This is a genomic window from Corynebacterium sp. HMSC074A09 (assembly GCF_001811545.1).
Classification (GTDB): Bacteria; Actinomycetota; Actinomycetes; order Mycobacteriales; family Mycobacteriaceae; genus Corynebacterium; species Corynebacterium hiratae.
In genome coordinates this window covers 23,566-48,985 of record NZ_KV805167.1, presented here as the reverse complement: position 1 = coordinate 48,985, position 25,420 = coordinate 23,566, and the positions used below count along the sequence as shown (strand labels likewise).

Below are 25,420 nucleotides of genomic sequence, written 5' to 3'. Positions count from 1 at the left end.
CTAAGCAGCAGTTTTATGAATATTTTTCCTAGTCGGGGGTACTCTTAGCTCTCCAAAAGCTATAGATTTATAGTTTTAGAGTTCTACATCACACGTGCTAGCTGCATGTTTGCTACATCACTTCCATAGCCCCCGCTGTCTGCCGCCCTCAGGCCGCGGGGGTACCCGTACGTTCTTTATCTGTACGGCGGAAGGTATCGGTGTTAGAGTCAGTGATGTGAAGAACACATCTAACCTTTGGTGGTGGCGCGCGTAACCCGCGGGCCTCGTTGTTCTCCCATATTTAAGGCCCGCAGCTGCGGGCTTTTCGGCGTTTTGCTCTCTTGCGAAGCTCGCGGCAGCACTCACTATCGTTAAAGAAAGACACAGGATGCCGTATACAGCCCAACGCGAGGTCAGGTACATACCGGACGCCAGCGCGCTCTTTTATGCCCTCGCCACTCCGCAGGATTCCCTGCTCTTAGAGTCCGCCGACATCGAGTCCAAGAAGAACCTCACCTGCATCGCCATCACCAAGGCGGCACTCAAGGTGGTGTGCCGCGGCCAGGAAGTCACCGCAACGGCCTTAACTCCGTCCGGGCACCTACTCTTAGATGAACTTCGTCAGGATTTTCGCTCCAAGATGGAGCACAATAACAAAGACAGCGCGACCTTTCGCTTCGAACTCTCCGCCGAGCACGATGAGCGCGCCCGCCTCCGCGCCACCTCGACCGCGGATATCCTGCGCACGCTGCAATTTAGCCAGCTCTATTCCGGCGAGTCGCTTCCATTCCTCGGTGGAGGATTCGCCTTCGACTACGTCGACACCTTCGAGGCACTGCCGCCGGTTCCCGACGGACTCAACGAATACCCCGACTATGAATTTCTGGTAGCCGAGCACGTCCTCACGGTGGACCACCTGACGCAGAAGGCAAGGATTGAGGGATGGGGCGTCGACAAGCACGCGCTCGAAGAAGAGCTGGACCGGGCCGTTGTCACCGTACCTATTACTCCAGAAGCCCCGGCACCGCGCGAGACCATTCGCGCACGCGCTTCCATTGATGACGCCGCTTTCCGCCGCCACGTCGAGCGCCTCCAAGACAACGTACATGCAGGCGATATCTATCAGGTCGTGCCCTCCCGCGCGTTCAGCCTCGACTGCCCGGATGCCTTTGCCGCCTACCGCACGCTGCGAGAGACCAACCCCTCGCCGTACATGTTTTACCTGCGCGGCGCCGAGCACGAGCTGTTCGGGGCCTCCCCAGAATCCAATCTGAAGTACACCGCCGCCGACCGGCAGGTGCAGCTCTATCCCGTGGCCGGCACCCGCCCGCGTGGTGCGACCCACGAGCTGGACATCCGCAACGAACTCGAGATGCGCACCGACTCCAAAGAGGTCTCGGAGCACATCATGCTGGTTGACTTAGCGCGCAATGACCTTGCCCGCGTCGCCGTCCCCGGCACCAGAAAGGTCGCCGACCTGCTCCAAGTGGACCGCTATTCCCGCGTGATGCACTTGGTCTCCCGCGTCGTCGCGACGCTGCACGAGGATTTCGACGCCCTCGACGCCTACCGAGCCTGCATGAACATGGGAACGCTGACCGGCGCACCGAAGCTGCGTGCCATGGAACTCATCCGTGAGACCGAAGGCACTCGCCGCGGATCCTTCGGGGGTGCTATCGGATACCTGCGCGGCGATGGATCCATGGACAACTGCATTGTCATCCGTTCCGCCTACGTCAAAGACGGCACGGCCGTTGTCCAGGCCGGCGCCGGAGTCGTGCGCGATTCCATCCCGCAATCCGAGGCCGACGAAACGGTCCACAAGGCCTACGCGGTGCTCAGTGCCATCGCCCAGGCACACAACGCTTCCCTGGAGGTCATCCGATGAACCCACACGTCGTCCTCATTGATAACCACGATTCCTTCGTCTACAACCTCGTCGACGCGCTCGCCGGCTACAACACCACCGTTTTCCGCAACACCGTGCCGGTGGAGGAGGTCCTTGCCGCCGAGCCCGACATCATCATCCTTTCGCCCGGCCCCGGCCATCCGCGCGAGGCTGGATCGATGATGCAGCTTATCGACGCCTCCCTCGGCCGCATCCCCATCCTCGGCATCTGCCTGGGTTTCCAGGCGCTGCTCGATCACTTCGGCGGCACCGTTGAGCCCTGCGGCCCGGTCCACGGTTCTTCCGTACCCATGACGCTGACCGACGCTGGCGCGAAGCACCCGCTCTTCCAAGGGCTCACCACTGATTCCGAGCCAGATAATCCGAACTACGTGGGCCGCCTCGTCCCCGTTGCGCGCTATCACTCCTTGGGCTGCGCGAGCATTCCCGCCCAGATGCGCAGCCTCGCGGAGACGGAGACCGCCATCGGCCCTGTCACGATGGCGGCAGAAACCGTCGACGGCATGGCCCTCGGCCTGCAGTTCCACCCGGAGTCGGTGCTAACTCCAACCGGCCCCATCATGATCGAACGCTGCATTGGGCAACTTTCTTCTCTACCCACCATGGAAGGAGCCAAGTAATGACCAATAACCACGCTCTCACGACACTGCAAGAATTCCTCGATATCCCCGAACCGACCCTCGAGCAAGCAATCGAGGTCTTCACCCCGCTGACGGTGGGGGAGTATGACGACATCCATATCGCGGCCCTCCTTACTCACATCCGTACGCGCGGCGAAACCTTCGCCGATGTGGCCGGCGCCGCCCGCGCCTTCCTCAACGCCGGCCGCCCCTTCCCGGTTACCGGTAAGGGCCTCATGGATACCGCGGGAACCGGTGGCGATGGCGCGAACACCATCAACGTCACCACCGGCGCATCCCTCGTCGCCTCCGCCGGCGGGGTCAAGATGGTCAAGCACGGCAACCGCTCCGTATCCTCCAAGTCGGGCTCCGCGGACGTCCTTGAAGCCCTCGGCATTCCGCTTGATCTCGATCCGGACCGCGCGGTCCGCCAACTCGAAGCCTCGAATTTCACCTTCCTCTTCGCCCCCGCGTATAACCCGGCGGTTGCCCACGTGCAACCGGTGCGCAAGGGCCTTGGCGTCTCCACACTCTTCAACACCATGGGCCCACTGCTCAGCCCAGGCCACCCGGAGTTCCAGATCATGGGCATCGCCAACCCCGAACAGGGTCAGCTCATTGCTGAGGTGTTCAAGGATCTTGGCCGCACGCGCGCGCTCGTCGTCCACGGCGCCGGCACCGATGAGATCGCTGTCCACAGCACCACCCAGGTCTGGGAGCTTCGCGACGGCACCATAACCCACTACGAACTCACCCCTGAGGACCTCGGCATTTCCCGCCACGAGCTAGCTGACCTCGCCGGCGGCAACGGCAAGGAAAACGCCGAAGCTCTGCGCGCCGTCTTCGCCGGCACCGGAAAGCCAGCCCACCACGATGCGATCGCCGCGACCGCCGGCGCGATGTTCTACCTCAATGGCACGACCGACTCCATCCAAGAGGGCGTCGCGCATGCCGACCAGCTCATCAAGGATGGCACCGTGGCCGCATGGCTGAAGAAGCACGAGGAGGCGAACTATGGCTCTGCCGACCGTGCTTGAGGGGATCGTCGCCAAGCGCCGCACGCATCTGCCCGCAATCCGTGAGCGCCTGGCGCACGTTGATTTAGCTGCCCTCCCGCGCTCGGAGCGCTCCTTCTACGATGCGCTCCGCGGCACCAACCGCTTCATCATGGAATGCAAGTCTGCCTCGCCGTCACTGGGGCTGATTCGCGAGCACTACGAGCCCGGGGCCATCGCGCGGGTGTACTCGCGCTACGCTTCGGCCATCTCGGTGCTGTGCGAGCCGGATCGTTTTGGTGGCGACTACGACCACCTGCAGACCGTGGCTCTATCCACGCACCTGCCTGTCTTGTGCAAGGACTTCATCATTGACCCCATTCAGGTCTATGCTGCGCGCTATTTCGGCGCCGACGCCATTTTGCTCATGATGTCGATCGTCGATGACGACACCTACGCAGAACTCAAGCAGCTGGCGGATTCCCTTGGCCTCGATGTCCTCACCGAAGCGATCACCGAGGAGGAGGTCGCCCGTGCCACTGCCTTTGGCATCGACGTGATCGGTATTAATAACCGCAACCTCCACGACCTCAGCATCGATCTAAATCGTTCCGAGCGCCTCTCGCACCACGTGCCATCGGGCAAGGTTATCGTTTCGGAATCGGGCATCCGCGATAACCAGACCGTCCGCCGCCTAGGGTCGCATGCCAATGCCTTTCTCGTCGGCTCCCAGCTCACCGGCACGCCCGATATCGACCGGGCCGCCCGTGAGCTGGTCTATGGCCAGAACAAGGTCTGCGGCCTCACGACATGGTCAGCGGCTCAGGCCGCCCGTGCCGCCGGTGCCGTCTACGGGGGATTCGTCTTCGAGGAGGCCTCCCCGCGCAATGTTTCACGTGAAACCGCGCTCGACATCATCGCCCACGAACCCGACCTCAACTACGTCGCGGTCTCTCGCCGCACCTCCGGCTGGGAGGAGCTTGCCTTCGACGGCATCGCCGCCCTACAACTCCACGCACCCTTCCAGGGAAGCACCCAGGCCGAGCTCGAACTCATTGAGTCCGTCCGCGCAGTAGCAGGGGAGCGACAGGTGTGGCGCGCCATCGACATGACAGCTGCCCATGGCCCCGCCCTTGCCTCCGCGCTTGCCGACGCCACCGACATGCTCATCCTCGACTCGGGCGCCGGCGGCACTGGCTCATCCTTCGACTGGACAACAGTCCCGGACGAGGTCAAAGCCAAGTCACTTCTTGCTGGGGGCCTGAATCCAGAGAACCTCACCCAGGCGCTTCGCGTCGGCACCGCCGGATTGGACATCAATTCGGGGGTCGAAGTGAACGGTCGAAAAGACAGTGCACTCATCGCTCAGGCCTTCCATATCATTCGTCACTTTACGTATTAATCCCCAACCCGAGCCTTAGCAACAGCCCGAGACAAAAGGACTATCATGACCAACGATCAGGACACCAGGGAGACCATTCTTCCCGCCTACTTCGGTGAGTTTGGCGGACAATTTGTTCCCGAATCACTCATCCCAGCACTCGACCAGCTCGAGCACGCCTTCGTCGACGCCCAGAACGACCCGGCCTTCCGCAAGGAACTTGCCGGCTACCTACGAGACTACCTAGGCCGCCCCACGCCCCTCACCGAAGCCACCAAGCTCGGCGGCAAGGCGCGCATCTTTCTAAAGAGGGAGGACCTTGTCCACGGCGGCGCGCACAAGACCAACCAGGTGATCGGCCAAGCGCTCTTGGCCAAGCGGATGGGGAAGACCCGCATCATCGCCGAGACCGGCGCCGGCCAGCATGGCACGGCGACCGCCCTCGCCTGCGCTCTGCTTGACCTCGACTGCGTGATCTACATGGGCGCGAAGGACGTCGAGAGGCAGCAGCCCAACGTCTACCGAATGGAACTGATGGGCGCGAAGGTTGTTCCGGTTGATTCCGGTTCCGGCACGCTCAAGGATGCCGTCAACGAAGCTCTCCGTGACTGGACCGCAACCTTCCACGAATCTCACTACCTCCTCGGCACTGCGGCTGGGCCACACCCCTTCCCAACGATCGTTCGCGAGTTCCACAAGGTGATTTCCGAAGAAGCCAAGGCCCAGATGATCGAGCGCACCGGCGGTTTGCCGGATCTCGTCGTCGCGTGCGTCGGCGGCGGTTCGAACGCCATTGGTATGTTCGCTGACTTCATCGATGAGGAATCCGTCGAACTCGTTGGAGCGGAACCCGGGGGAGAGGGACTCGACTCCGGGCACCACGGCGCGACCATCAACAACGGCACCATCGGCATCCTCCACGGCGCCCGGTCCTATCTCATGCGCAATGCCGACGGCCAGGTTGAGGAATCCTACTCCATCTCAGCCGGCCTCGATTACCCGGGCGTCGGTCCACAGCACGCGCACCTCGCTCAGACGGCGCGCGCAACCTACGTCGGCATCACCGACGCCGAAGCTCTCGAAGCCTTCCAACTCCTCAGCCACCGCGAGGGCATCATCCCCGCCCTCGAGTCCTCGCACGCACTGGCTTATGCCCTCAAGCGCAAGGATGAAGACATCACCATCCTCGTTTCCCTGTCTGGGCGTGGCGACAAGGACATCGACCACGTCCGCCGAACCCTTAACGAGCACCCCGAACTCAAGATCACGGAGGACAAGTAATGAGCCGTTACGAGACACTCTTCTCCACCCTCGCCGCACGCGGTGAAGGCGCTTTCGTTCCTTTCATCATGCTCAGCGACCCCGATCCCGAGACCGCCCTCACCATCGTCCGCGCGGCTGTCGCTGGTGGCGCCGACGTTCTCGAGCTAGGTGTCCCGTTCTCGGATCCTGTCGCCGACGGCCCGACGATCCAGGCCTCCCACATTCGCGCGCTCGCCGGCGGTGCGACGGTAGATTCCGCCATCGAGCAAATCCGTCAGATCCGCAGTGAATTCCCGGACCTACCCATCGGCATGCTCATCTACGGCAACGTGCCCTTCACCCGCGGGCTAGAGACCTTCTATTCCGAGTTTCACGAGGCCGGCGCCGATAGCATCCTGCTTCCCGACGTCCCCGTTCGCGAAGGCGCCCCGTTCGTCGCCGCAGCCGACAAAGCAGGAATCGATCCCATCTTCATCGCACCGGCGCAAGCCTCTGAGAAAACCCTCGAGGGCGTAGCGCAGTATTCCAAGGGCTATATCTACGCGATTTCCCGCGACGGCGTAACCGGCACCGAGAAGGAGTCAGAGACCCGCGGGCTCGCTGACGTAGTGGACAACGTGAAACGATTCGGAGGTGCACCAATTCTCCTTGGGTTTGGAATCTCCACCCCGCAACACGTTGCGGACGCCATTGCTGCCGGCGCTGCGGGAGCAATCACCGGTTCCGCTCTGGCCAAGGTCGTTAATGCCCATCTCGACGAGGGGGGCCGCCCTGACGATGCCCTCGCCGCTGCGGTCACTGACTTCGTATCTACGATGAAGGCGGCTACCAAGCAGAAGAAGTCTTAGCTGAGTTCAGCTCGCAACGGCCTCTTTCCGCCAGAATCCGCATTTACCGACGGCAGGGCGGAAGGGGGCCGTTTCACGTGAAACTCCTCCCTAAAAAGGAATATCCTCTTCGCCATCGGTGGAGCAATCCGCCGGATCTGTCATGTCGAATACTTCGACCAAGATTCCGTTATCCATTTCCACCTTCAGCGCCCGTGCAGCTTCGTGCATCTTACGGCGGTGCGCAACGACATCTTCCGCGATGGAGCGGGCCCATACCTTCGAAGCAGGAGCCAACGGTCCGCTCGCTTCGGTAACCGCCCAGGTTCCGTCCTCGTACAACCACACAACATCTCCAGTCACGGGATCCAGGATGTAGAACGCCCGCCCATCTGTCTTCATATTGTGATGGTGCTGGCACAGGGCCACCATGTTGTGTGGGTGTGTAGGCCCGCCGTCGGCGTAGTTGATCCGATGATCCAGCTGGCAGACCCATGCGGGCCGATTACAGCCAGGCGCCCGACATGTGCCGTCACGCCCTTCGACGTACTTCCTTAAAAATTCCGACGGCTGATAGCCCTCACAGGCATTTGGGACACTTTCGAAGTCGCGCAAAACAGTCTTCGAAGCCGGAACGCCCTCACCGTTCCACCCATGCCCTTGGACATAGACCGGCGCGCCCTCGACGTCTTTCGCCTTGTATTCGTGGACGACGACCTTGCCTGCCTCTGGCTTGATTTTTCCGGTAATGAGGAGCACCAGTGCATCGGCCATGGAGACGTCGTGTTCTTTTGCTGCCAATTTGATGGTTTCATGGATGACGACACCCACGTTGCTGTCCACTTCTAGCTCGATCAACCCACGTTGCCCGCGGGTGAGTAGAGAGTAGCGATTCTTCTTGCGCTTGTCACGGAATGAAACGGAGTCGTCGAGCACCTTGCAGATGTCTCGCACCTTGCGCCGGATCTTCTCAACTGAGGGAAAGACCTGATTCGGCTTGGTCGGCGTTAACCAGGCGGCTAGCTTCTCATCCACTTCCGCTATTACAGCCGCCGTTGGGTTGCCAAGCTTTGCCATCACCTGATCGATAGCGACTAGCATCTGCATGTCCAGTAAAAAGTCGGCCTTCTGCAACGCACGTAACTTCGGCATTTCATCAAGACGGATAAGAGCCATCACGTTGCGCGCCACATGCGCCGGAGATTTTCCCGTCTTCTGTCCTATGCGCATGAAGGCGGTATCAGAATCCTCGTCTAATGGTGGCTGGATGCTTGCCCAGAATTCATACTCTATTCTGCGCATCAGCTGACCCGACATGCATTCAAGATCACGCGGATTTGAGTGGGAAAAGTATGCGGTGGGAAGTGACGTAGAAGATTGTGCTGTGGTTGCCATGGCTAGCTGCACCCCTAAACTTGCGGAACAATTCGTTCCCCCACACCCATTTATAGAATACCTGTTCTATATCTAAGGCGCAAGACTTTCCTTAAGAAATTGGGGCTTGGCCCCAAACTGCCATGGGTAGAACCACGGTCTACGCATCGGAGCCACTAGCCCCTACATGACTGCACACATTCTCCGGTATTAGGGCAAAAAAAATCCCCCTTCACCCAACTATCCATCGCAGATATCATGTCAGGGAAAGGGGGAGTAGAAACTTCAGGGTTTCACGTGAAACTTAGGCCTCGCTAAGCTCCTCGTCAGTAGCCTCGGCATCTGCCTCGGCCTCTAGGCCCTCAATCTTATCGCGTGCGAAGCGATCGACGATCATGGCGATGGCGCCGTCGCCAGTAACGTTTGCGGCGGTACCCACGGAGTCAATTGCGATGTAGGCGGCAATCATCAATGCGACCATCGAATCATCAAAGCCCATGTTCGCTTGCAGAAGTCCGACCGCGACCATCACCGCGCCACCCGGAACGCCAGGAGCGGCGATCATCATGATGCCCAACAGCAAGATGAAGCCAAGGGCCTTCCCGAGGTCAGCCTCCATGCCATCCGCCATGTACACGATCGCGAAAGCATAGAGGGTGAGCTTGATCATCGAACCGGAAAGGTGAATCGTCGCGCAGAGCGGAACCACAAAACCCGCCACCGGCTTGGAGATTCCATTCTTTAGCGCGGCGTCGAGGGTGACCGGAATAGTAGCCGCAGAGGAGGACGTACCCAACGCGGTAAAGTAAGCCGGGGCCATGTTCTTCAGGGCGGCGAATGGATTCTTGGCCGCAATCGCGCCAGCAATAATGTACTGCAGGACAAGGTAGACCAAGGTCATCACGACCGCGAGGAGAAGCACCTTGGTGAAGGCAATCAACACGGTACCGATACTTCCGTTCATACCCAAGGAGAGGAACATACCGAAGATGTAGATCGGCAGAAGAGGAATCACGAAACCCCAAATGACCTTGATGACGACGTTCTCAAATTCCTTCGTAATTGCGTAAAGATTATCCGACTTCACAGTCGTCATGGCTACACCGATACAAAACGACAGCAGCAGCGCCGTCATCACTTCGAAAGGCGCTGGCATCTCAACCGTGAAGTACGGCTCTAGGGCTCCGGCATCGATATCAGAAACCTCGGTATTGAGGGCCTGTCCGCTCAACAAAGTCGGGTAGAGGACCTGGGTCAAGCCGTATGCGATAAGCCCCGCCACGATAGTGGAGCCGTAGGCAATTCCGGCGGTGATGCCCAACCACTTACCCGCGCCGCGTCCGAGACCCGCGATTGCTGGGGCCACGAGGGCGAGAATAAGGATCGGAATGAAGAAGCCGAGGAAGTTTGAAAACAGGCCATTATAGGTTGCGAAAGCTCTGCCAAACCATTCCGGGGCAAACTGGCTAACGATGATGCCCAAGACTATCGCGACGATGATCTTGAACAACAGAGAGTTGCGAACACTCTTGAATGTCATGATTGAGTCTTTTCTATGGTTGCTACCACGCTGATCAGTTCGCTCGATAATAAAGTCTTTAATATCTACCAAGCGACACGAAATGTATATTACAGCAGCGTGCGAATAAATTGAACTGACTTTCTCACGAACTATGGGGCGGGATAGACTATGGGCATGCTCGTAGTCGGAATCATCTTCCTCATCGTGGCCGCCATCCTTATCGTCGTCGGCGGCCTAGCCTCACTCCGGAAGCTCCCGGGTAATAGCGTCGTCGGTTTACGCCTCGCGGAGATCCGCAAGACTAAGGAAGCGTGGGATAATGCCCACGCCGTTGCAGGACCGTTCTGGTTCCTCGCCGGCGTCGCTTTAGTGTTTGGGGGAATCATCGCGCTGCGGGCCGAGGGTTGGATGTGGCTGATTCCAGCACTCACGTTCGTCGTAGCTGTTCTCGCACTCTCGGTCGGTTCCAATATGGGCGCCCGCGCGGCGTATCTCTGGGATCAGGCCCACAAAGAGGATGAGGGTTGCGGTGAATCCTGCAACTGTGGCGACGGTGGGTGCGGGGGAGAGGCACCGACTGTCGACGTCTCCGCGGCCCGCGCTGCTGCAGAACGCGCGGATAACACAAATCCTCGCTAGATTTAAATACGGCACAGTGACGTATTGTCAGCTAAGTCCACAGGCGTCATAATTTTGTCACTAGCGCATTAGTTAGAAGGCCAGGCCAATGGTGGGCGCCGCTTACCTTTGGTCTGGCCTTTGTTTTGCCGGGCCCAGCCTGAGGGAAGACTGGGAACTGGACGCCAACTTCGTGGGAAGCCGGCGTCGTCTCGTGACAACCTTTAACCTAAGGCGCACTATAGATGGCATGAAGAAAAGCGTTAACACTCGAGCAATCCGTATTATCGCCGCAGCCGCGCTCAGCATTAGCGTTCTGAGCGCTGGCGCAACCTATGCCTTCACGCACGATAGTCGGGGCGGACGCCACGTGGCTTCGCCAGGGACCATCTATAGCGATGTCGGTACATCGTACGGATCCTACGATTTCGGCGGCAGTAGGGAAGAAGAGTTACCTGTGTGGGATGGCAAACTCAGTTAAGAACGCTATACCTCACACTATGGAACACGCCGATCAGATAAAGTAAGCACCATGACTACGTGTTCCCGCCGCCTCTTCCTCCTCGGTACTGCCACCACCTTCGCTGGTGCCTATCTCGCCGCCTGCGGCAAAGAACCTACCGCCGAAATAGCCGCGACGGATATTCCCGTTGGATCAGCCATCATCGTGGACAAGGTGATCTTTGCTCAACCCACGGAAGGGGAGTTCAAAGCTTACTCCCAAACCTGCCCGCACCAGGGTTCCCTCATTACGAAAATCGAGGGCATGACCGCCACCTGCACCAGCCACTATTCCAGCTTTGACCTCGGCACCGGCGAAGTGACCGGAGGTCCCAGCGCCAAGCCGCTCACGGAGTACGGCGTGGAAAATGATGGGGGAACAATCAAGAACGTGTCAGCCTAAAGAGCATCCCCAGGAGCTCTGGGGGCTGAAAAGATGTTTCACGTGAAACCTTGAGGGGCGTCTACACTCTGTTATATGCTTGAGCGCCTCAAAAGACTCGATCCCCTCATTGTCCTCATCCTCTGCGCCGTTGCGGTCGCCATCGTTCTTCCCGCGCGAGGCAGCTTTGCGGATACCTTCGACGTCCTCACGAACATCGCAATTGCCGTCCTCTTCTTTCTCTACGGAGCCCGGCTGTCGACGCGCGAGGCGATCAACGGCGTCAAGCATTGGAAACTCCATCTGACCATTTTGGTCTTTACCTTCGTGGTGTATCCGATCATCGGTCTCGCACTCCGTCCACTCACGGCTTTCATCCCAACCGATCTATACCTGGGCATTCTTTACCTCACCCTAGTTCCATCAACGGTCCAGTCATCGGTAGCCTTCACGTCCATCGCGCGCGGCAACGTTCCTGGAGCGATCGTCTCCGCATCAGTGTCTAACCTCGCCGGCGTTGTCCTCACCCCGTTACTCGTCATGACCCTCATGGGGGCTGGCGACGGCATCCGCATCGATAGCTCCGTCTTCCTAGAGATTTCCGTACTTCTGCTTCTGCCTTTCATACTCGGGCAATTAACAAGAAAATGGGTAGGAAAAGTTGCAGCCAGCAAAGCCACCAAAGTAGTGGATCGCGGCTCCATAGCGATGGTTGTTTACGCGGCCTTTTCGAAGGGAATGGTCGACGGGATTTGGGCGTCGATTAGCGTATGGCAGATTCTGTTCCAGGTTGTGTTCTCAACTGCATTCGTCTTCTTCATGCTGTGGCTCACCAAGGTCGTGAGCAACAAGCTGGGATTCGACAGGGAGGACACCATCGCCATCCAGTTCTGCGGTTCGAAAAAGTCCCTCGCCACGGGCCTGCCCATGGCCTCAGTGATCTTCGCCTCTGGTGGCACGTCTTTGGGGCTTCTCATCCTCCCGCTCATGATCTACCACCAGGTGCAATTGATGATCTGCGCGTCTATGGCGGCTCGCTATTCGCGGGTAGAGTGAGACCACATGAAAAAGCTTTACGTTCGCACCACCATGACTGTCCCGGAGGTCGGCACCGCCATCCACATCGCGGAACTCGAGGAAATCAGCAACGAGGCTTGCTCTATGTTGCGCATGATTGCCCTCGCGCCGAATGACGCCATCGTCGGCGCCGCAACGCCGACTGCCTCGGTGGGTGACGCCAACATCCCACAGAGCGTGGTCCCACACCCCGATACCTACGACGAGTACCCCGACATTAACGCTGAGCTTATCGACGCCTTCCAGTTCCACTCCCTGTGGACCGAGGCCATCGCGCTATTCGGCGACTTTTAGCGCATCCGCGCTAAAAAACGAGATTCACCAAGACCATGTAGAACGCCGTCCCGCCAAAAATGGAAAGGCCAGAATTGCGGCGCCACAGGTGCAATACGGCGGTCACAGCGGCGGCTACGAGGGGAGCAACAATAATTCCCGTATCGCGGGCTTGGCCAAACAAGGTATAGACCACCAGAACCGTCATTACACCGACCGGCATGGTGAACCCGAGCATGCTGATGAACTGGCTCCCCCTCAGGGCCTTGACGAAGGCGAAGGGAAGCCAACGCAGCACGACGGTCACAATCCCGACGGGGATGAGCACAGCGAAGATACTGGCCAGGGTTACTCCGCCTGGCATGGCGCCTCCCTCCGTAAAATCAGCGCGTTGTCGATACGCGGAGAAAGGTAACGCACCACCAAGAGCAAGAAATAAGCACTCAGCGCCACCATGAGCAGCTGCCCGGGAAATACACAGCCCGCGAGGATTCCCAGGGCCGCCGCGGACAGGGGAAGCGAGTAATCCTTGTTGTTCTGGAAGGAATCGATGGCAAGGACGATGAACAGCGCGACGAGGGCAAACTCCAGCCCCTTCACAGAGGGCGGGATTGCCTGACCGGCCACCGCGCCGACGATGCCGGAACCGACCCACAGCACTTGGCAGTACAACTGCACCGTGAAGACGAAGGCGCCGCTCGGCTGCAAGTTTCGGGGAAAGGCGGAGAGGACGGCATAGGATTCGTCGGTAAGCGCGTACGTGGAATAGGCGCGGCCGAGGCGTACCGAAATCTGATCGCGCGGGAAGGTCAATCCATAAAAAATGTGGCGGAAGTTGACCATGAAACCAGTGAGCGCAGCCACGGCGGGCGTCGCGCCGCCGGTCACCATGGAAATAGCAAGAAACTCCATCGAGCCGGCGTAAATAACGATGGAGAAGATAGGGGTCCACCACCAGTCGAAGCCGGTCTGAACCATGAGCACGCCGAAGGCGAGGCCCAGCGGCACCACCCCCACGGCGATGGGCATGCAAGTCCGTATAGCCTTGATGATCTCCGCGCGCATGGCAGAGATGTTAGCGCAGGGAGAAACGAAGAGCTCTAATTATCTTCATCGATGTAGCGCGGGAAGGTCGCAAACAGCGGCAGGGGCATGGCTTGGCGACGCATGACGTCCGACCACGTATCGGTCGAGCCAGAGGAGACCACGTCCTGGGGCAGGGCGGGGGCCACGTACCACTCGCCACGGTCAATTTCTTCATCCAGCTCGCCCGGGCCCCACTCAAAGAAACCAGCGAAGAAGCGCATGCCCTCCACCAGATCGGTGACGTCCTCCGGGCTCACGCGCAGATCGACGAGCGCCACGCGCGGGGCGAGGCGATTCAGCGAAGGCTCTTTCTCAATGTCCACGCCCTGGCGGGTCAGCGCCACACCGATGGCCGCTTGCTGGTTGTGCGGGCCGCCGATGTAGAGGGCCTGCGGCTTGGCCGCTACGGGTACCCATTCCGGCATGACGTTGAAGAGGGCGACCTCGGAGCGGTTGGTTAGATCCACGCCATACGTACGCCCGGCGTGCTGCTCCGTGATCAGAATGACGGAACGGTTGTAGTGGGGCGTGAGAGTGTCGGGCGCCGCCACAAGGAGCTGGCCAGGGGCGGGATCGTTGCGCTCGAGGGCGTTGAAAAGTCTGTCTGCGTACATCCCTATCTAGAATTCCACCACTCGCGCAGCTTCGCAATAGCCACCTCGCGCTCGAGGGGCCCCTCTTCGAGGCGGAGCTCCTTGAGGTAAGACCAGGCCTGGCCCACTTCGGGGCCGGGTTCAAGGCCGAGGATCTCCATGATCTCGTTGCCATCGAGATCCGGGCGCACGCGTGCAAGATCCTCCTTGGCGGCGATATCCGCGATGCGCTCCTCCAACTGATCGTAGGTGCGCTGCAGGCGGCGGGCCTTGCGTTCGTTGCGGGTGGTGCAGTCAGCGCGAACGAGCTTGTGCAGGCGCGGAAGGAGATCGCCGGCATCGGTGACGTAGCGGCGCACAGCGGAATCGGTCCACTGGCCATCGCCGAAACCGTGGAAACGCATGTGCAGGTAGACCAGCTGGCCGATGTCCTCGGTCGTGGCCTTGGGGAACTTCAGCTTGCGCAGGCGCTTGCGGGTGAGCTTCGCGCCCACCACCTCGTGGTGGTGGAAGCTCACCTTGCCGTCGGTGGTGTCGCGGGTATCCGGCTTGCCTATGTCATGGAGCAGGGCGGCCCACCGAAGAATGAGATCGGGACCGTCTTCCTCCTGCTCCATGGCCTGGCGCAGTACGGTCAGCGAGTGTGCGTACACGTCCTTGTGCTGCGCGTGCTCGTCGGGAGCCATGCGCAAAGCCGGGATCTCCGGAAAAACATAATCAGCAATCCCGGAGTCAACGAGCAGGTCAATGCCCTTCCATGGCGCGACACCGCAGATGAGCTTGTTGAGTTCCACCTGCACGCGCTCCACGGTGATGCGTTGGATTTCGCCCGCCATGTTGGTCATGGCATCGCGCACGCGCTGGGCGACGTCAAACTCCAACTGCGCCGCAAACCGCGCTGCACGGAGCATGCGGAGGGGATCATCGTGGAAGGAAATCTCCGGCGCATCTGGGGTATCGAGGATGCGATTCGCCAGGTCTTCGAGGCCGCCCATCGGATCGTGGAATTCGCGGGTGCCGTCGGGCCGCAGCTCGATGGCCATGGCGTTGACCTTGAAATCGCGGCGCACGAGATCGCCCTCGAGGGTATCGCCGTACATGACCTCGGGGTTGCGGGACTGCCCGTCATAGCTATCTGAGCGGAACGTAGTGATCTCGATCTGCTGGCCCTTATAGGCCGCCGAGACCGTGCCGAAGTCAATACCGGTATCCCATACGGTCTCCGCCCACTCCTCGAGAATGGAATAGACCACGTCGGGCCGGGCCGGGGTGGTGAAGTCGAGATCGTTGCCCAGGCGGCCGAGCAGCGCGTCGCGGACGGAGCCGCCGACGAGGTAGAGGGGGGCGTCGTGAAGCGCAAAGCGTTCCACCAGGCCGCTTAAGAGGCCACTGAGCCGGGCGACGGTGGCGTCCGCGCGGGCGAGAACGCCGATTAGCTGAGTGTCCTGAAAATTCACGGATCGAAGTCTACTACGATTAGCAGGGATGACTAAGAACACGCCAGGGTCCAAGCGCCGCCGCCGGCGGGGCGCGGGCCACCGGAACCACCGCACGGGACGCCCCCAGCGCACGTCCACCAACCGCATGACCACGCGGGATGAGACGTCCGCGGGCGGACTCGTCGTGTCCGGATTGGCGGAGGCCGTCGACGAGGACGGCAACGTAGACCTCTCACAGATCTATGTGGCGCTCATCGGCAGGTTGGACCGCCGCGGGCGCCTGCTGTGGTCCATGCCGAAGGGACATGTGGAAAACGGCGAAGCCAAGGAGCTGACCGCCGAGCGCGAGGTCTGGGAGGAGACCGGCATCCACGGCGAGGTCTTCGCGGACCTGGGCATGATTGATTATTGGTTCGTCTCCGATGGCGTGCGCATTCACAAGACCGTGCACCATCACCTGCTGCGTTTTGTCGATGGCATCATGAACGACGAGGACCCGGAGGTCACGGAGGTGTCCTGGATCCCGGTCTCCGAGCTCATCGAGCACCTGGCCTATGCCGACGAGCGCAAGCTGGCGCGCATCGCCCACGACCTTCTTCCGGATCTCGCGCGAAAGGAAGCTGCCGAAGGAAAGGCGACCCCGCGGTGAGCTGGCGCGCAGCGGCGGCCATCGCGGCCTTGGCGGTGGGCTGCACCGTCCCCGTGGCCCAGGCGGAAACCCTCGATACTGGGATCACCGACTCCCACTACTGGCTCGGCTCCCGCGGACCTGATGAGCTGGAGCTGAGCCTGCTCAGCGCGAGCGAGGCGCGGGTAGGGGAGACGCTGGAGCTGCAGCTGCGCATCCACAACCCAACCGAGAGCGCCGTTGATGATCTTCAGATCACCTCCCGCCGCAGCACTGCCGTGACCTCCACTACGCAGGCCCGCCAAGAGCTGGCCGCAGGATCCTTTCCTTATTATGGGGCCTCGCTCGGCGCAGGGACGCTCCAACCGGGGGAGAGCCGCGACGTCACCGTCAAGGTGCCCACCGCTCTGGGGGAGGACTCGACCCTGGCCATCACGGAGCCCGGCGCGTACCCGCTCCTGTTTACCTTGACCGGCACCCGCGACGGCCAAGCGGCCAGTTTCGCGGAGGAGCGGACGATCCTGGATTTCCAAGGAGAAGAGCCGGATGCCGAAGAGGAGGGCGAGCATTCCTTTTCCCTGGTCTATCCCATCACCGCCCAAGTGGACGTGGTTCCAGGTGATACCGGCGGCGAGGAGCTCATCTTAGAAAGCGAGCAGCTGGCAGAGCAGCTCTCGCCGGGCGGGCGCCTCGATCAGCTGCTCGATGCCTACCTGAAGCATGATCTGCACGGCTCCGGCTGCGTGGCCTTGGACCCCGCGCTTGTCGACGCCGCCGACCGCATGTCCGCCGGCTACACCGTCAACGAGACCCGCCCATCTATCGCCAAACGCCCCACCCGCCTGCGCGACTCCTGGTTCACCCAGTCCGATTCCGATCGCGGTGAACCGGGCGCGGGTGCCCAAGACGCCGCCGCGTGGCTAGAGAAGCTCAAGAAGGTGGACTGCCGCATGCTCATGCCATGGGCCAACGCGGATACCGACGCTGTGGCCAAAGTGGGCAATGAGTGGCTCACGCACGAGGCCTTCGAGCAGGGCGCGGCGACCGTCGAGCGCGTTCTCGATGCACCGCTCAGCACCAAGCTGACCGCGCCGGCTTCCGGAACGAGCGAACATGCAGTACCCGTCCCGCTGTTGGTGGCCGATAATTCCGAGTGGGCGGGTGAGGCCGCCACCTTTGATGCCTCCCTCGGCGCGCTGTTGGCCCAGACCGGTTCGAAGCCGCAGACCACCGGGTACTCCAACCCGGAGCTGCGCTATGACTTTTCCATGGATTCCGAGCAGGCGCGGGCGCTGACGGCGGGAGCGTCGATAAGCGTGGCGTCTGCGCAAGAGGAGACCGTGGCCAAGCTGCCGAATTACCAAGACCCTGCCGCCGCGCGCGCGGTGATGGAGACCGCGCAGAGGCTCCTCGATTCTGGGCGCCTGCAGCCGCGCCCCGTCACCGCGCTAGACGTGGGGGAGGGCAGCGGTACTCCCGGCAGCCCCTACCCGGATCCCGCGGCCTTTCACGACGCCGAAATCACGCAGGTGACACAGCAAGCGCGCTATACCGACGAACTGATGTCCATCATGGTCAACGATCCGGGCATCGCCATGACGCGCTACGACTTCACGGCACCCCTGCGCCGCGATCTGCTCACGGCGCTGAGCGCTACCGACCGCTCCAGCCTGCATGGCTTTACGCCCTCGGTGAAGCAGAGCCGCACGCGGCTGGAGAAGAACGCGGATATGCTGCGTGAGCTCCGCGCCTCCGTCTCCCTCATCCCGCCGGGCAACGTCTACACCCGTGTTTCGGAGTCATCGCCGCTGCTCATCGTGGCGGAGAACGGCCTGCCGCTGCCTGTCGACGCCCACCTAGCCTACGACGCCCCCGACGGCGCCACGTTAAACACGCAGGACTTGATTCACATCCCGGCCAAGGGATCTATTACCGTGTCCATGACCGCTGACCTGCCCAGCAACGTTGACCAGATGTCGCTGCGCCTGTGGCTTGCAACACCATCTGAGCACCTCATTTCGGATCCAATCGACATCACGGTGCAGACGCGTGCCGGTATCGTTAGCGTCTATGGAGTCGGCGCAATCGCCGCGCTCGCCCTCGTCCTTGCCGCCCTGTTCCGGCTAGGTAAGCGGAAGAAAAAGAAGTCTCACGGATAGTTTTTCTCTATGACACATGAACCTATGTCTGGTGCCCGTCGACGCATTGTCACGCCCTCGCCGCCGGCACCGGTCCCGGAAAAGCGCGCGCCGAGTGGCGTCGTTGCTGTCGACGACGAACTCGAGGACCGTTCGGGACTGAAGGGCAAGTCTGCCTCGGCCCCGAGTGAGTCCCCCGGCGAAGAGAACTCCGACCGCGCCGTTGTGCGCGCCACCGGTTCGATGGCCATCGCGACGATGATCTCCCGCATCACGGGATTCATCCGCAACGTGCTCATTGGCTCTTCGCTGGGCCCGGCCATTTCTTCCGCTTTCACCACGGCGAACCAGCTGCCCAACCTCATCACGGAGATCGTGCTGGGCGCGGTGCTCACCTCGCTCGTCGTGCCCGTGCTCGTACGCGCGGAGAAGGAAGACTCCGACCGCGGCGAGGCCTTCGTCCGCCGCCTCTTCACGCTGGCCTTCTCCCTGCTGGCGACGATCACGGTGCTCTCCTGCATCTTTGCCCCGCAGCTGACGCGCATGATGTTGCCGGAGGACGGCAAGGTCAACGCCGTGCAGGCCACCTCCTTTGCCTATTTGCTGCTGCCGCAGATCTTCTTCTACGGGCTCTTCGCGCTCTTCCAAGCGGTGCTCAACACCAAGAACATCTTCGGGCCGGGTGCGTGGGCGCCGGTGGTCAATAACATCATCTCGATCTCGGTGCTCGTGGCCTATCAGCTGGTGCCGGGCAGCCTACATCCCAATGCGCCCTCGCCGATCACGGACGGGCACGTGCTGCTCTTGGCGCTCGGCACCACGGCGGGCGTGGTGGTGCAATGCCTCATCTTGTTCCCGTACCTCAAGAAGGCAGGCATCAACCTCAAGCCGCTCTGGGGCCTAGATGACCGGCTCAAACAGTTCGGTGGCATGGCGTTGGCCATTGTGGCCTACGTGGCCATTTCCCAGCTGGGCTATGTCATCACCTCCCGCGTGGCGGCGCATGCCGATAAAGGTGCGCCCTTTACCTACCAACAGGCCTGGCTGCTTCTGCAGGTGCCCTACGGCGTCATTGGTGTCACCCTGCTGACCGCGATTATGCCGCGACTGTCCCGCAACGCCGCGGACGGTGACGTCAAGGCCGTGGTTCGGGATCTCACGCTCGGCACGAAGCTGACGTTTATCGCGCTGATCCCCATCGTCATCTTCATGACGGGCTTCGGCATCCCGATTGCCCGCGGCCTCTTCCAGTACGGCGCCTTCGACGCGGATGCGGCCGAGTTGCTCGGCCTCACGCTGAGCTTCTCCGCTTTTACCCTGATCCCCTATGCCTTGGTGCTGCTACACCTGCGCGTGTTCTACGCGCGTGAGGAAGCGTGGACCCCCACCTTCATCATCGCCGGCATCACGCTGACCAAGGTGGTGCTTTCCTTGCTGGCCCCGCACGTGGCGGACTCCCCGGAGCGCGTGGTCATCCTGCTGGGTACGGCCAACGGCTTCGGCTTCGTGGCTGGCGCAGTCATCGGCGGCTTCCTGCTCAAGCGCAAGCTGGGCAGCCTTGGCGGCCGCGCGGTCATCGCCACCACCGTGTGGTCGGTGCTGGCCTCCATCGTGGGCCTGGTCGTTGCTTACGCCTTCAACTACGGCATCAACTTCGTGCTCCCGGCCGAGGTTCCGCCGTTTGTGTACCTACTCAAGCTGGCCGTCGTGGGCCTGGTCTTCGTGATCGTGACCGGCATCGTGCTCTCGCGTTCGGGCCTACCGGAAGTCATCAACCTTGGCCGCCAGCTGCAGCGCATCCCCGGCATGTCCCGCATCATCAAGATCGAGCATGCCGAGGCCATCGAGGTCGAAGCCCCGGAGCAGCTGGAGTTCCAGCCCATCTTCAGCGTGGATGCCTTCAACTCCTCGCCGGTACCACCGCCGATGTCCGCCGGTATCGTCCGCGGTCCACGCCTGGTGCCGGGCGCCCCGGTCTCCGATGGCCGCTTCCGTCTCCTCAAGGACTACGGCTCTGCCGCGGGTACCCGCTTCTGGAAGGCCCGCGAGCAGGCCACCGGACGCCTGGTATCGCTGACCTTCGTGGACACCACGGGCGAGGCACCCATGGCTCCGGCCACCCCGGCCGTGGCCGCCCGCCGCTCCGCAGAGGTCTCCCGCGCCACGCGCCGCCTGGCGGAAATGGAGCTGGATGCCGTGGCGGAGAACACCGATATCCTGTCCTACCGCCAGGGCTGCCTCGTCGTGGCGGACTGGGTCGAGGGCACCTCGTTGAAGACGGTGTCGGAAGACAAGGACCTCGATCCGCGCGCCGTGGCCCACGCCTTGGTACCGCTGGTGCGCACCACGGCCGCCGCCCACGCGGCGAACCTCGTGCTGGGTATTGAGAACCGCAACCGCATCCGCATTTCCACCGAGGGCGTTGCCACGCTGGCCTTCCCCGCGGTACTGCACAGCAACGATGAGGAGACGGACCGCTCGGCGCTGGCCTCCGCCATCTCGCTCCTCGTGGAGTCCACCAAGCCCACCCCGGAGGTGCTGCAGGAGATTGCTGCCGATGCCGAAGAGGGCGAGGACTCCGATCTCGAGGACATCGCTCACCGCCTGGCGGCCTTCGCCGGCGATGGCGAAGAGGGCGAGGAAACCCTCCAGGTTCCAGTGGAGGAAACCCCGCGCAAGGAGGACCCGAGCCCCGCACCGGGCTTCGGCGGCCGCGGCTACTCAGGCTCCGGCACCATCGTGCTGGGCGTTCTTGCCACCCTCTTCGTCGTGGCGATGGCCGCGCTGAGCGTCTGGATCCTCTCCCAGGTGGGTAACGAAAAGACTTCCCCGGTGGTGACCAAGAGCGAAGCCTCGACGGAGGCCACGTTCCCCAACGTCCCGCCGGTCTTGTTCAAGGACGTCAAGAGCACGTCCGTTCCGGAGGGCAAGGAGGTCACGGGCGAATGGACCACGAAGGAAGCAGAATCCGGACTTCTGCTCAGCATTGACAAGCCCACGCAGCTGCACGTGCTACCGCTGGAACAGAAGGATTCCATCGGCGCGAAGTACGTGGTCTACGGGGTGGATACCAAGGATTTCGATCCCACGGATCCGGAATCCGGCACGCTCACCGAACTCGCGCACGGCACCCTGACCAGCGCACGCCAGGACATCGAGCTGAAGAAGAAGCCCGTGGCCTTCGACGGCGCCCTCATCCTCTTTACTGACATGCCCAAGTCCGGTTCCGTCACGCTGGAGGAGGCCACCCTGGTGGGCATCCCCACCAACTAACGCACCTCCTCACGCATTTCCCCAGACCTCGATCCCGCAACTCCCTGCTCGCTGACTCAGATGTGCAACGCGCTTGACGACGCCCACCTGCAGGTTTCGGGTTGCAGGTCTGGGGCTTTGTAGTTCTTGCGCTCTCTTCCCTTGACAGATAAGGGGAGGGGCGTATAATTGTTGTTGTCACGTCAACAAACTAGAGAACTGAGGAACCCCCATGACTATCACTGCAGGAACGTACGCACTGGACCCGGCACACACCACCATCGGCTTTGTCGCCCGCCACGCCATGATCACCAAGGTGCGCGGCAATTTCAACGAGTTCGACGGCACCCTGACCGTAGGGGAGAACATTGCTGACTCCGCCGCCACCGCCACGGTGAAGACCGCGTCCATCGACACCAAGAGCGCTGACCGCGATGCCCACGTGAAGGGCGAGGACTTCTTCGACGTTGAGAAGTTCCCAGAGATGACCTTCACCGCGACTAAGTTCGACGTTAACGAGGCAGGCGAGGGCACCGTCACCGGTGACCTCACCATCAAGGGCACCACCAAGTCTGTCGACTTCAAGGTAGACGAGGCCGGCGTCGCCGAGGATCCCTTCGGCAACACTCGCCTGGGCTTCGAGGCCAAGACCTCCATTAACCGCCTCGACTTCGGCATCGACTTCAACGCCCCGCTGAAGACCGGCGGCGTGCTGGTCTCCGAGGAGATCAAGATCGAGCTCGAGGTTTCTGCGATTAAGCAGTAAGCCATAAAGCGCGAAACCTCACCGTAGGAAGTAGTTCTAAGTTGTTGCCCGTAGTGCCCATTTCGGTACTGCGGGCAACAACTTTTTAACAACTAGAGGGACAACAATGGAGTAATAAACAACTCTGAAACAACTCCGGGCGGCTTACCTGTGATACGCACCGCAGTGACGTTTAAGATGTAGCGCATGACTACCGCAAACCTCACCCATGCTGAAGCTTCCGCCCGCAGCGCCGCGCTGCGCCTGAGCACCTACGAGTTGCACCTCGACGTCACGAGCGCACCAACCGACGCCGATTCCTACGAGGTCACCTCACGTATTACATTCACCACCACCGAACCCGAAACCTTCGTGGACTACCTGGGCAAGGCCGTGCACTCAGTGCGCGTCAACGGCGAGGAGGTGGAGAACACCTTCGACGGCGGACGGGTGTACCTGCGCAATCTTCCAGTGGGGGAGGAGCTCACCGTGGAGATCACCGGCTCCTCCTATTACTCCCGCACTGGCCAGGGCCTGCACCGCATGCACGACCAAGCCGATGACACCACGTACCTCTACTCGCACCTCGAGCCTTCCGATGCCCGCCGCATCTTCCCGTGCTTTGACCAGCCGGACCTCAAGGCCAGCTACGAGGTGCACCTCACCGGCCCGGAAGGCTGGCAGCTCTTAAGCAACCAGCCGGAGGTTGGCCGCGAGAAGACCGAGGGCAGGGAAGTAGCGCACTTCGCGCCGACGCCTCTGCTTTCGACGTATTTAACGGCGTTTGCGGCGGGGCCGTACGTCGAGAAGCACAGCACCTGGTCCGCACCCGATGGGTCCTTGGAAGTGGAGCTGCGCGCCTTTGCCCGCGCCTCCATGGTGGAGTACCTGGATGATGAGATCCTGCAGGTCACCGCGCAGGGCATGGACTTCTTCCACAGCAATTACGGCTACCCCTACCCGTGGGGCAAGTACGATTCCATCTTCGTGCCGGAGTACAACCTGGGTGCGATGGAGAACCCCGGCCTGGTGACCTTTACGGAGCATTACCTCTTCCGTTCCGCCGCCACCCGCGCGCAGCATGCCGGGCGCACGAACACCATCCTGCACGAGATGTCGCACATGTGGTTCGGAGACCTAGTCACCCCGCAGTGGTGGGATGACCTGTGGCTCAAGGAGTCCTTCGCGGAGTTCATGGGCGCGGATTCCTCGGTGCATGCCACCGACTACACCGAGGCATGGGTCAACTTCGCAGGCCAGCGCAAGAACTGGGCCTACCTGCAGGATCAGCTGCCCACCACGCACCCGATCAAGGCCGAGATCCCGGACGTGGATGCCGCGCGCCAGAACTTCGACGGCATTACTTATGCCAAGGGAGCGGCGGTGCTCAAGCAGCTGGTGCACTACGTGGGCCGCGAGAACTTCTACGCCGGCGCGCGCGACTACTTCCAGGAGCACGCCTTTGCTGCCGCAACCTTCGAGGACCTGCTCAAGGCGCTGAAGAAGCACACCGACCGCGACCTCGATGCCTGGTCCACCGCCTGGCTGCGCACGTGGGGCCCGGATACGCTGACCCCGGAACTGCACACGGACGGCGACAAGATTCACGAGCTCGCCATCGTGGTCGAGGCCGAAGACACCACGCGCCCGCACCGCCTCAACGTGACGCTATTCGATGACTCCCTGAACAAATACGCCACCCTTGACGTCGATCTGGAGGGCGAGCGCACCATCCTCGACGAGGCTTCTGGGCTTCAGGCGCCGGCGTTGCTGCTGCTGAACGACGGCGACCACACCTACGCCAAGGTCCGCTTCGACGAGACCTCCTTGGAGACCATTCGCACGCGCCTGTCTGACGTTCCGGATGAGCTCTCCCGCGCGGTCATCTGGACCTCCCTGTGGAACCTCACCCGCGATGGCGAGTGGCCGGTGCGCTCCTACCTCGACACCGTGCTGAAGCACGCTCCGGCGGAGTCCAACCCGACGCTTCTGACCACGGCCTTCGCCAACGCCGCCTATGCCATCAACCACTTTGTGGGCGAGGAGGCTCGCGAGGAGATTCGCGCCGACTACGCCGAGCGCCTCTGGGAGGTGCTACAGCAAGCACCGGCAGGCTCCGACGCACAGCTCACCGTCGCCCGCGCCGCCATCCAGGCACTTGCCGCCACCCCGGCGGAGTCCGGCACGCAGCGCCTGCGCGCGCTTTACGACGGCTCCCTCGACGGCCTCGCCCTCGACCCGGACATCCGCTGGGCCATCTTGCGCGCGCTGGCCGCCCGCGATGCCGTCAGCGCCGAGGAGCTCGAGGCGGAGAAGGAGCGCGATAACACGCTCACCGGTGCCGCCGCCTACCTGGGCGCCTCCCACGCCTTCCCGTCTGCCGAGCTCAAGCGCGAAGTCTTCGACCTCGTGCGCACGCCGGGTAAGTACTCCAACGCGGAGGTGGATTCCCTGCTCGCGGCGTTCAACGCGCCGCGCTCGGCCCACCTCACCGAGGCCTTTGCCCAGGAATACTTCGACTCGTTGTCTCAGCTGTGGGAGGAGCACCCCATCGAAATTGCCAACCGCCTCGTGCGCGGGCTCTACCCGGATCTCGCAATGGCCGACGCCGCCACCAGCGAGTTCCTGGCCACCGAGCGCCCACGTGCGCTGCGCCGCGTGCTGCTGGAATGCCAGGATGCGCTGCGTCGCGCGCAACGCGTCCGTGCCGCGCAATAAGCGCTTCGCGTAGCGGACAGAAGAATCTTCCCGTAAACTCGCAGACACATTAACGGGGGGACAATCACAAACCATCGGCTTCGGCTGGGGGCTGTGT

General features: G+C 61.7%; 21 protein-coding genes. 15 read left to right on the top strand and 6 right to left on the bottom strand.

The window, feature by feature from the left end; genetic code table 11:
* Positions 1 to 370 precede the first annotated feature (370 nt).
* From HMPREF2807_RS11235 to trpA, 6 genes are read left to right on the top strand one after another with little or no spacing between them, the layout of a single operon-like run.
* On the top strand, positions 371 to 1,870 hold the full coding sequence (locus HMPREF2807_RS11235) for an anthranilate synthase component 1 (RefSeq protein WP_070512960.1): 1,500 nt from the start codon (positions 371 to 373) through the stop codon (positions 1,868 to 1,870).
* A complete protein-coding gene (locus tag HMPREF2807_RS11230) occupies positions 1,867 to 2,511 on the top strand; it encodes an anthranilate synthase component II (RefSeq protein WP_070512957.1) in 645 nt (214 codons plus the stop codon). The genes HMPREF2807_RS11235 and HMPREF2807_RS11230 overlap by 4 nt, the downstream gene beginning before the upstream one ends.
* Positions 2,511 to 3,548, top strand: a complete 1,038-nt coding sequence (gene trpD, locus HMPREF2807_RS11225; protein WP_070512954.1) for an anthranilate phosphoribosyltransferase — start codon at positions 2,511 to 2,513, stop codon at positions 3,546 to 3,548. The genes HMPREF2807_RS11230 and trpD overlap by 1 nt, the downstream gene beginning before the upstream one ends.
* The gene (trpCF, locus tag HMPREF2807_RS11220; RefSeq protein WP_070512951.1) at positions 3,526 to 4,908 is read left to right on the top strand and encodes a bifunctional indole-3-glycerol-phosphate synthase TrpC/phosphoribosylanthranilate isomerase TrpF; all 1,383 of its coding nucleotides are present in this window, start codon (positions 3,526 to 3,528) and stop codon (positions 4,906 to 4,908) included. Before trpD ends, trpCF begins: the two co-directional genes overlap by 23 nt.
* A gap of 45 nt (positions 4,909 to 4,953) precedes the next feature.
* The gene (gene trpB, locus HMPREF2807_RS11215; RefSeq protein ID WP_070512948.1) at positions 4,954 to 6,168 is read left to right on the top strand and encodes a tryptophan synthase subunit beta; all 1,215 of its coding nucleotides are present in this window, start codon (positions 4,954 to 4,956) and stop codon (positions 6,166 to 6,168) included.
* Complete coding sequence (trpA, locus tag HMPREF2807_RS11210) at positions 6,168 to 6,998, top strand: tryptophan synthase subunit alpha (protein WP_070512945.1); 831 nt, start codon at positions 6,168 to 6,170, stop codon at positions 6,996 to 6,998. Before trpB ends, trpA begins: the two co-directional genes overlap by 1 nt.
* A gap of 90 nt (positions 6,999 to 7,088) precedes the next feature.
* Here the strand turns inward: trpA and HMPREF2807_RS11205 are convergent, their stop codons facing one another.
* Both HMPREF2807_RS11205 and HMPREF2807_RS11200 read right to left on the bottom strand, forming a co-directional pair.
* Complete coding sequence (locus tag HMPREF2807_RS11205; protein ID WP_070512942.1) at positions 7,089 to 8,372, bottom strand: HNH endonuclease signature motif containing protein; 1,284 nt, start codon at positions 8,370 to 8,372, stop codon at positions 7,089 to 7,091.
* Positions 8,373 to 8,655: 283 nt separating this feature from the next.
* Complete coding sequence (locus HMPREF2807_RS11200; RefSeq protein WP_070512938.1) at positions 8,656 to 9,891, bottom strand: dicarboxylate/amino acid:cation symporter; 1,236 nt, start codon at positions 9,889 to 9,891, stop codon at positions 8,656 to 8,658.
* Positions 9,892 to 10,047: 156 nt separating this feature from the next.
* Between HMPREF2807_RS11200 and HMPREF2807_RS11195 the strand changes: the two genes are divergently transcribed.
* The 4 genes from HMPREF2807_RS11195 (at position 10,048) to HMPREF2807_RS11175 (ending at position 12,745) form a co-directional block, all read left to right on the top strand.
* Positions 10,048 to 10,512, top strand: a complete 465-nt coding sequence (locus HMPREF2807_RS11195) for an SdpI family protein (protein WP_070512997.1) — start codon at positions 10,048 to 10,050, stop codon at positions 10,510 to 10,512.
* Positions 10,513 to 11,023: 511 nt separating this feature from the next.
* Positions 11,024 to 11,395 (top strand): Rieske (2Fe-2S) protein, encoded by a 372-nt coding sequence (locus HMPREF2807_RS11185; RefSeq protein ID WP_070512931.1) that lies wholly within the window; start codon positions 11,024 to 11,026, stop codon positions 11,393 to 11,395.
* A 75-nt stretch (positions 11,396 to 11,470) separates the two neighbouring features.
* Complete coding sequence (locus tag HMPREF2807_RS11180) at positions 11,471 to 12,430, top strand: bile acid:sodium symporter family protein (RefSeq protein ID WP_070512929.1); 960 nt, start codon at positions 11,471 to 11,473, stop codon at positions 12,428 to 12,430.
* Between the two features lie 6 nt (positions 12,431 to 12,436).
* Entirely contained in the window at positions 12,437 to 12,745 is a 309-nt protein-coding gene (locus HMPREF2807_RS11175) for a hypothetical protein (RefSeq protein WP_070512926.1), read from the top strand.
* Between the two features lie 10 nt (positions 12,746 to 12,755).
* Here the strand turns inward: HMPREF2807_RS11175 and HMPREF2807_RS11170 are convergent, their stop codons facing one another.
* The 4 genes from HMPREF2807_RS11170 to HMPREF2807_RS11155 are packed head-to-tail and all read right to left on the bottom strand — an operon-like array spanning position 12,756 to position 15,860.
* Positions 12,756 to 13,088, bottom strand: coding sequence for a branched-chain amino acid transporter permease (locus HMPREF2807_RS11170; protein WP_070512923.1), 333 nt, complete (start codon positions 13,086 to 13,088; stop codon positions 12,756 to 12,758).
* Positions 13,073 to 13,789 carry an AzlC family ABC transporter permease gene (locus tag HMPREF2807_RS11165; RefSeq protein WP_070512920.1) on the bottom strand — a complete coding sequence of 239 codons (717 nt, stop codon included), beginning with the start codon at positions 13,787 to 13,789 and terminating at the stop codon, positions 13,073 to 13,075. Before HMPREF2807_RS11165 ends, HMPREF2807_RS11170 begins: the two co-directional genes overlap by 16 nt.
* 35 nt (positions 13,790 to 13,824) lie before the next feature.
* The gene (locus HMPREF2807_RS11160; RefSeq protein WP_070512915.1) at positions 13,825 to 14,424 is read right to left on the bottom strand and encodes a YqgE/AlgH family protein; all 600 of its coding nucleotides are present in this window, start codon (positions 14,422 to 14,424) and stop codon (positions 13,825 to 13,827) included.
* Between the two features lie 2 nt (positions 14,425 to 14,426).
* Positions 14,427 to 15,860 carry a CCA tRNA nucleotidyltransferase gene (locus tag HMPREF2807_RS11155; protein ID WP_049155621.1) on the bottom strand — a complete coding sequence of 478 codons (1,434 nt, stop codon included), beginning with the start codon at positions 15,858 to 15,860 and terminating at the stop codon, positions 14,427 to 14,429.
* Between the two features lie 28 nt (positions 15,861 to 15,888).
* Between HMPREF2807_RS11155 and HMPREF2807_RS11150 the strand changes: the two genes are divergently transcribed.
* The 5 genes from HMPREF2807_RS11150 (at position 15,889) to pepN (ending at position 25,323) form a co-directional block, all read left to right on the top strand.
* Positions 15,889 to 16,491 carry an NUDIX hydrolase gene (locus tag HMPREF2807_RS11150; RefSeq protein WP_046648718.1) on the top strand — a complete coding sequence of 201 codons (603 nt, stop codon included), beginning with the start codon at positions 15,889 to 15,891 and terminating at the stop codon, positions 16,489 to 16,491.
* On the top strand, positions 16,488 to 18,629 hold the full coding sequence (locus HMPREF2807_RS11145; protein WP_070512912.1) for a hypothetical protein: 2,142 nt from the start codon (positions 16,488 to 16,490) through the stop codon (positions 18,627 to 18,629). The genes HMPREF2807_RS11150 and HMPREF2807_RS11145 overlap by 4 nt, the downstream gene beginning before the upstream one ends.
* 9 nt (positions 18,630 to 18,638) lie before the next feature.
* Positions 18,639 to 21,881 carry a murein biosynthesis integral membrane protein MurJ gene (gene murJ / locus HMPREF2807_RS11140; RefSeq protein WP_070512909.1) on the top strand — a complete coding sequence of 1,081 codons (3,243 nt, stop codon included), beginning with the start codon at positions 18,639 to 18,641 and terminating at the stop codon, positions 21,879 to 21,881.
* Between the two features lie 211 nt (positions 21,882 to 22,092).
* On the top strand, positions 22,093 to 22,626 hold the full coding sequence (locus HMPREF2807_RS11135; RefSeq protein ID WP_070512907.1) for a YceI family protein: 534 nt from the start codon (positions 22,093 to 22,095) through the stop codon (positions 22,624 to 22,626).
* 186 nt (positions 22,627 to 22,812) lie between these two features.
* Positions 22,813 to 25,323, top strand: coding sequence for an aminopeptidase N (gene pepN, locus HMPREF2807_RS11130; RefSeq protein ID WP_070512904.1), 2,511 nt, complete (start codon positions 22,813 to 22,815; stop codon positions 25,321 to 25,323).
* The last annotated feature ends 97 nt before the right edge of the window (positions 25,324 to 25,420 follow it).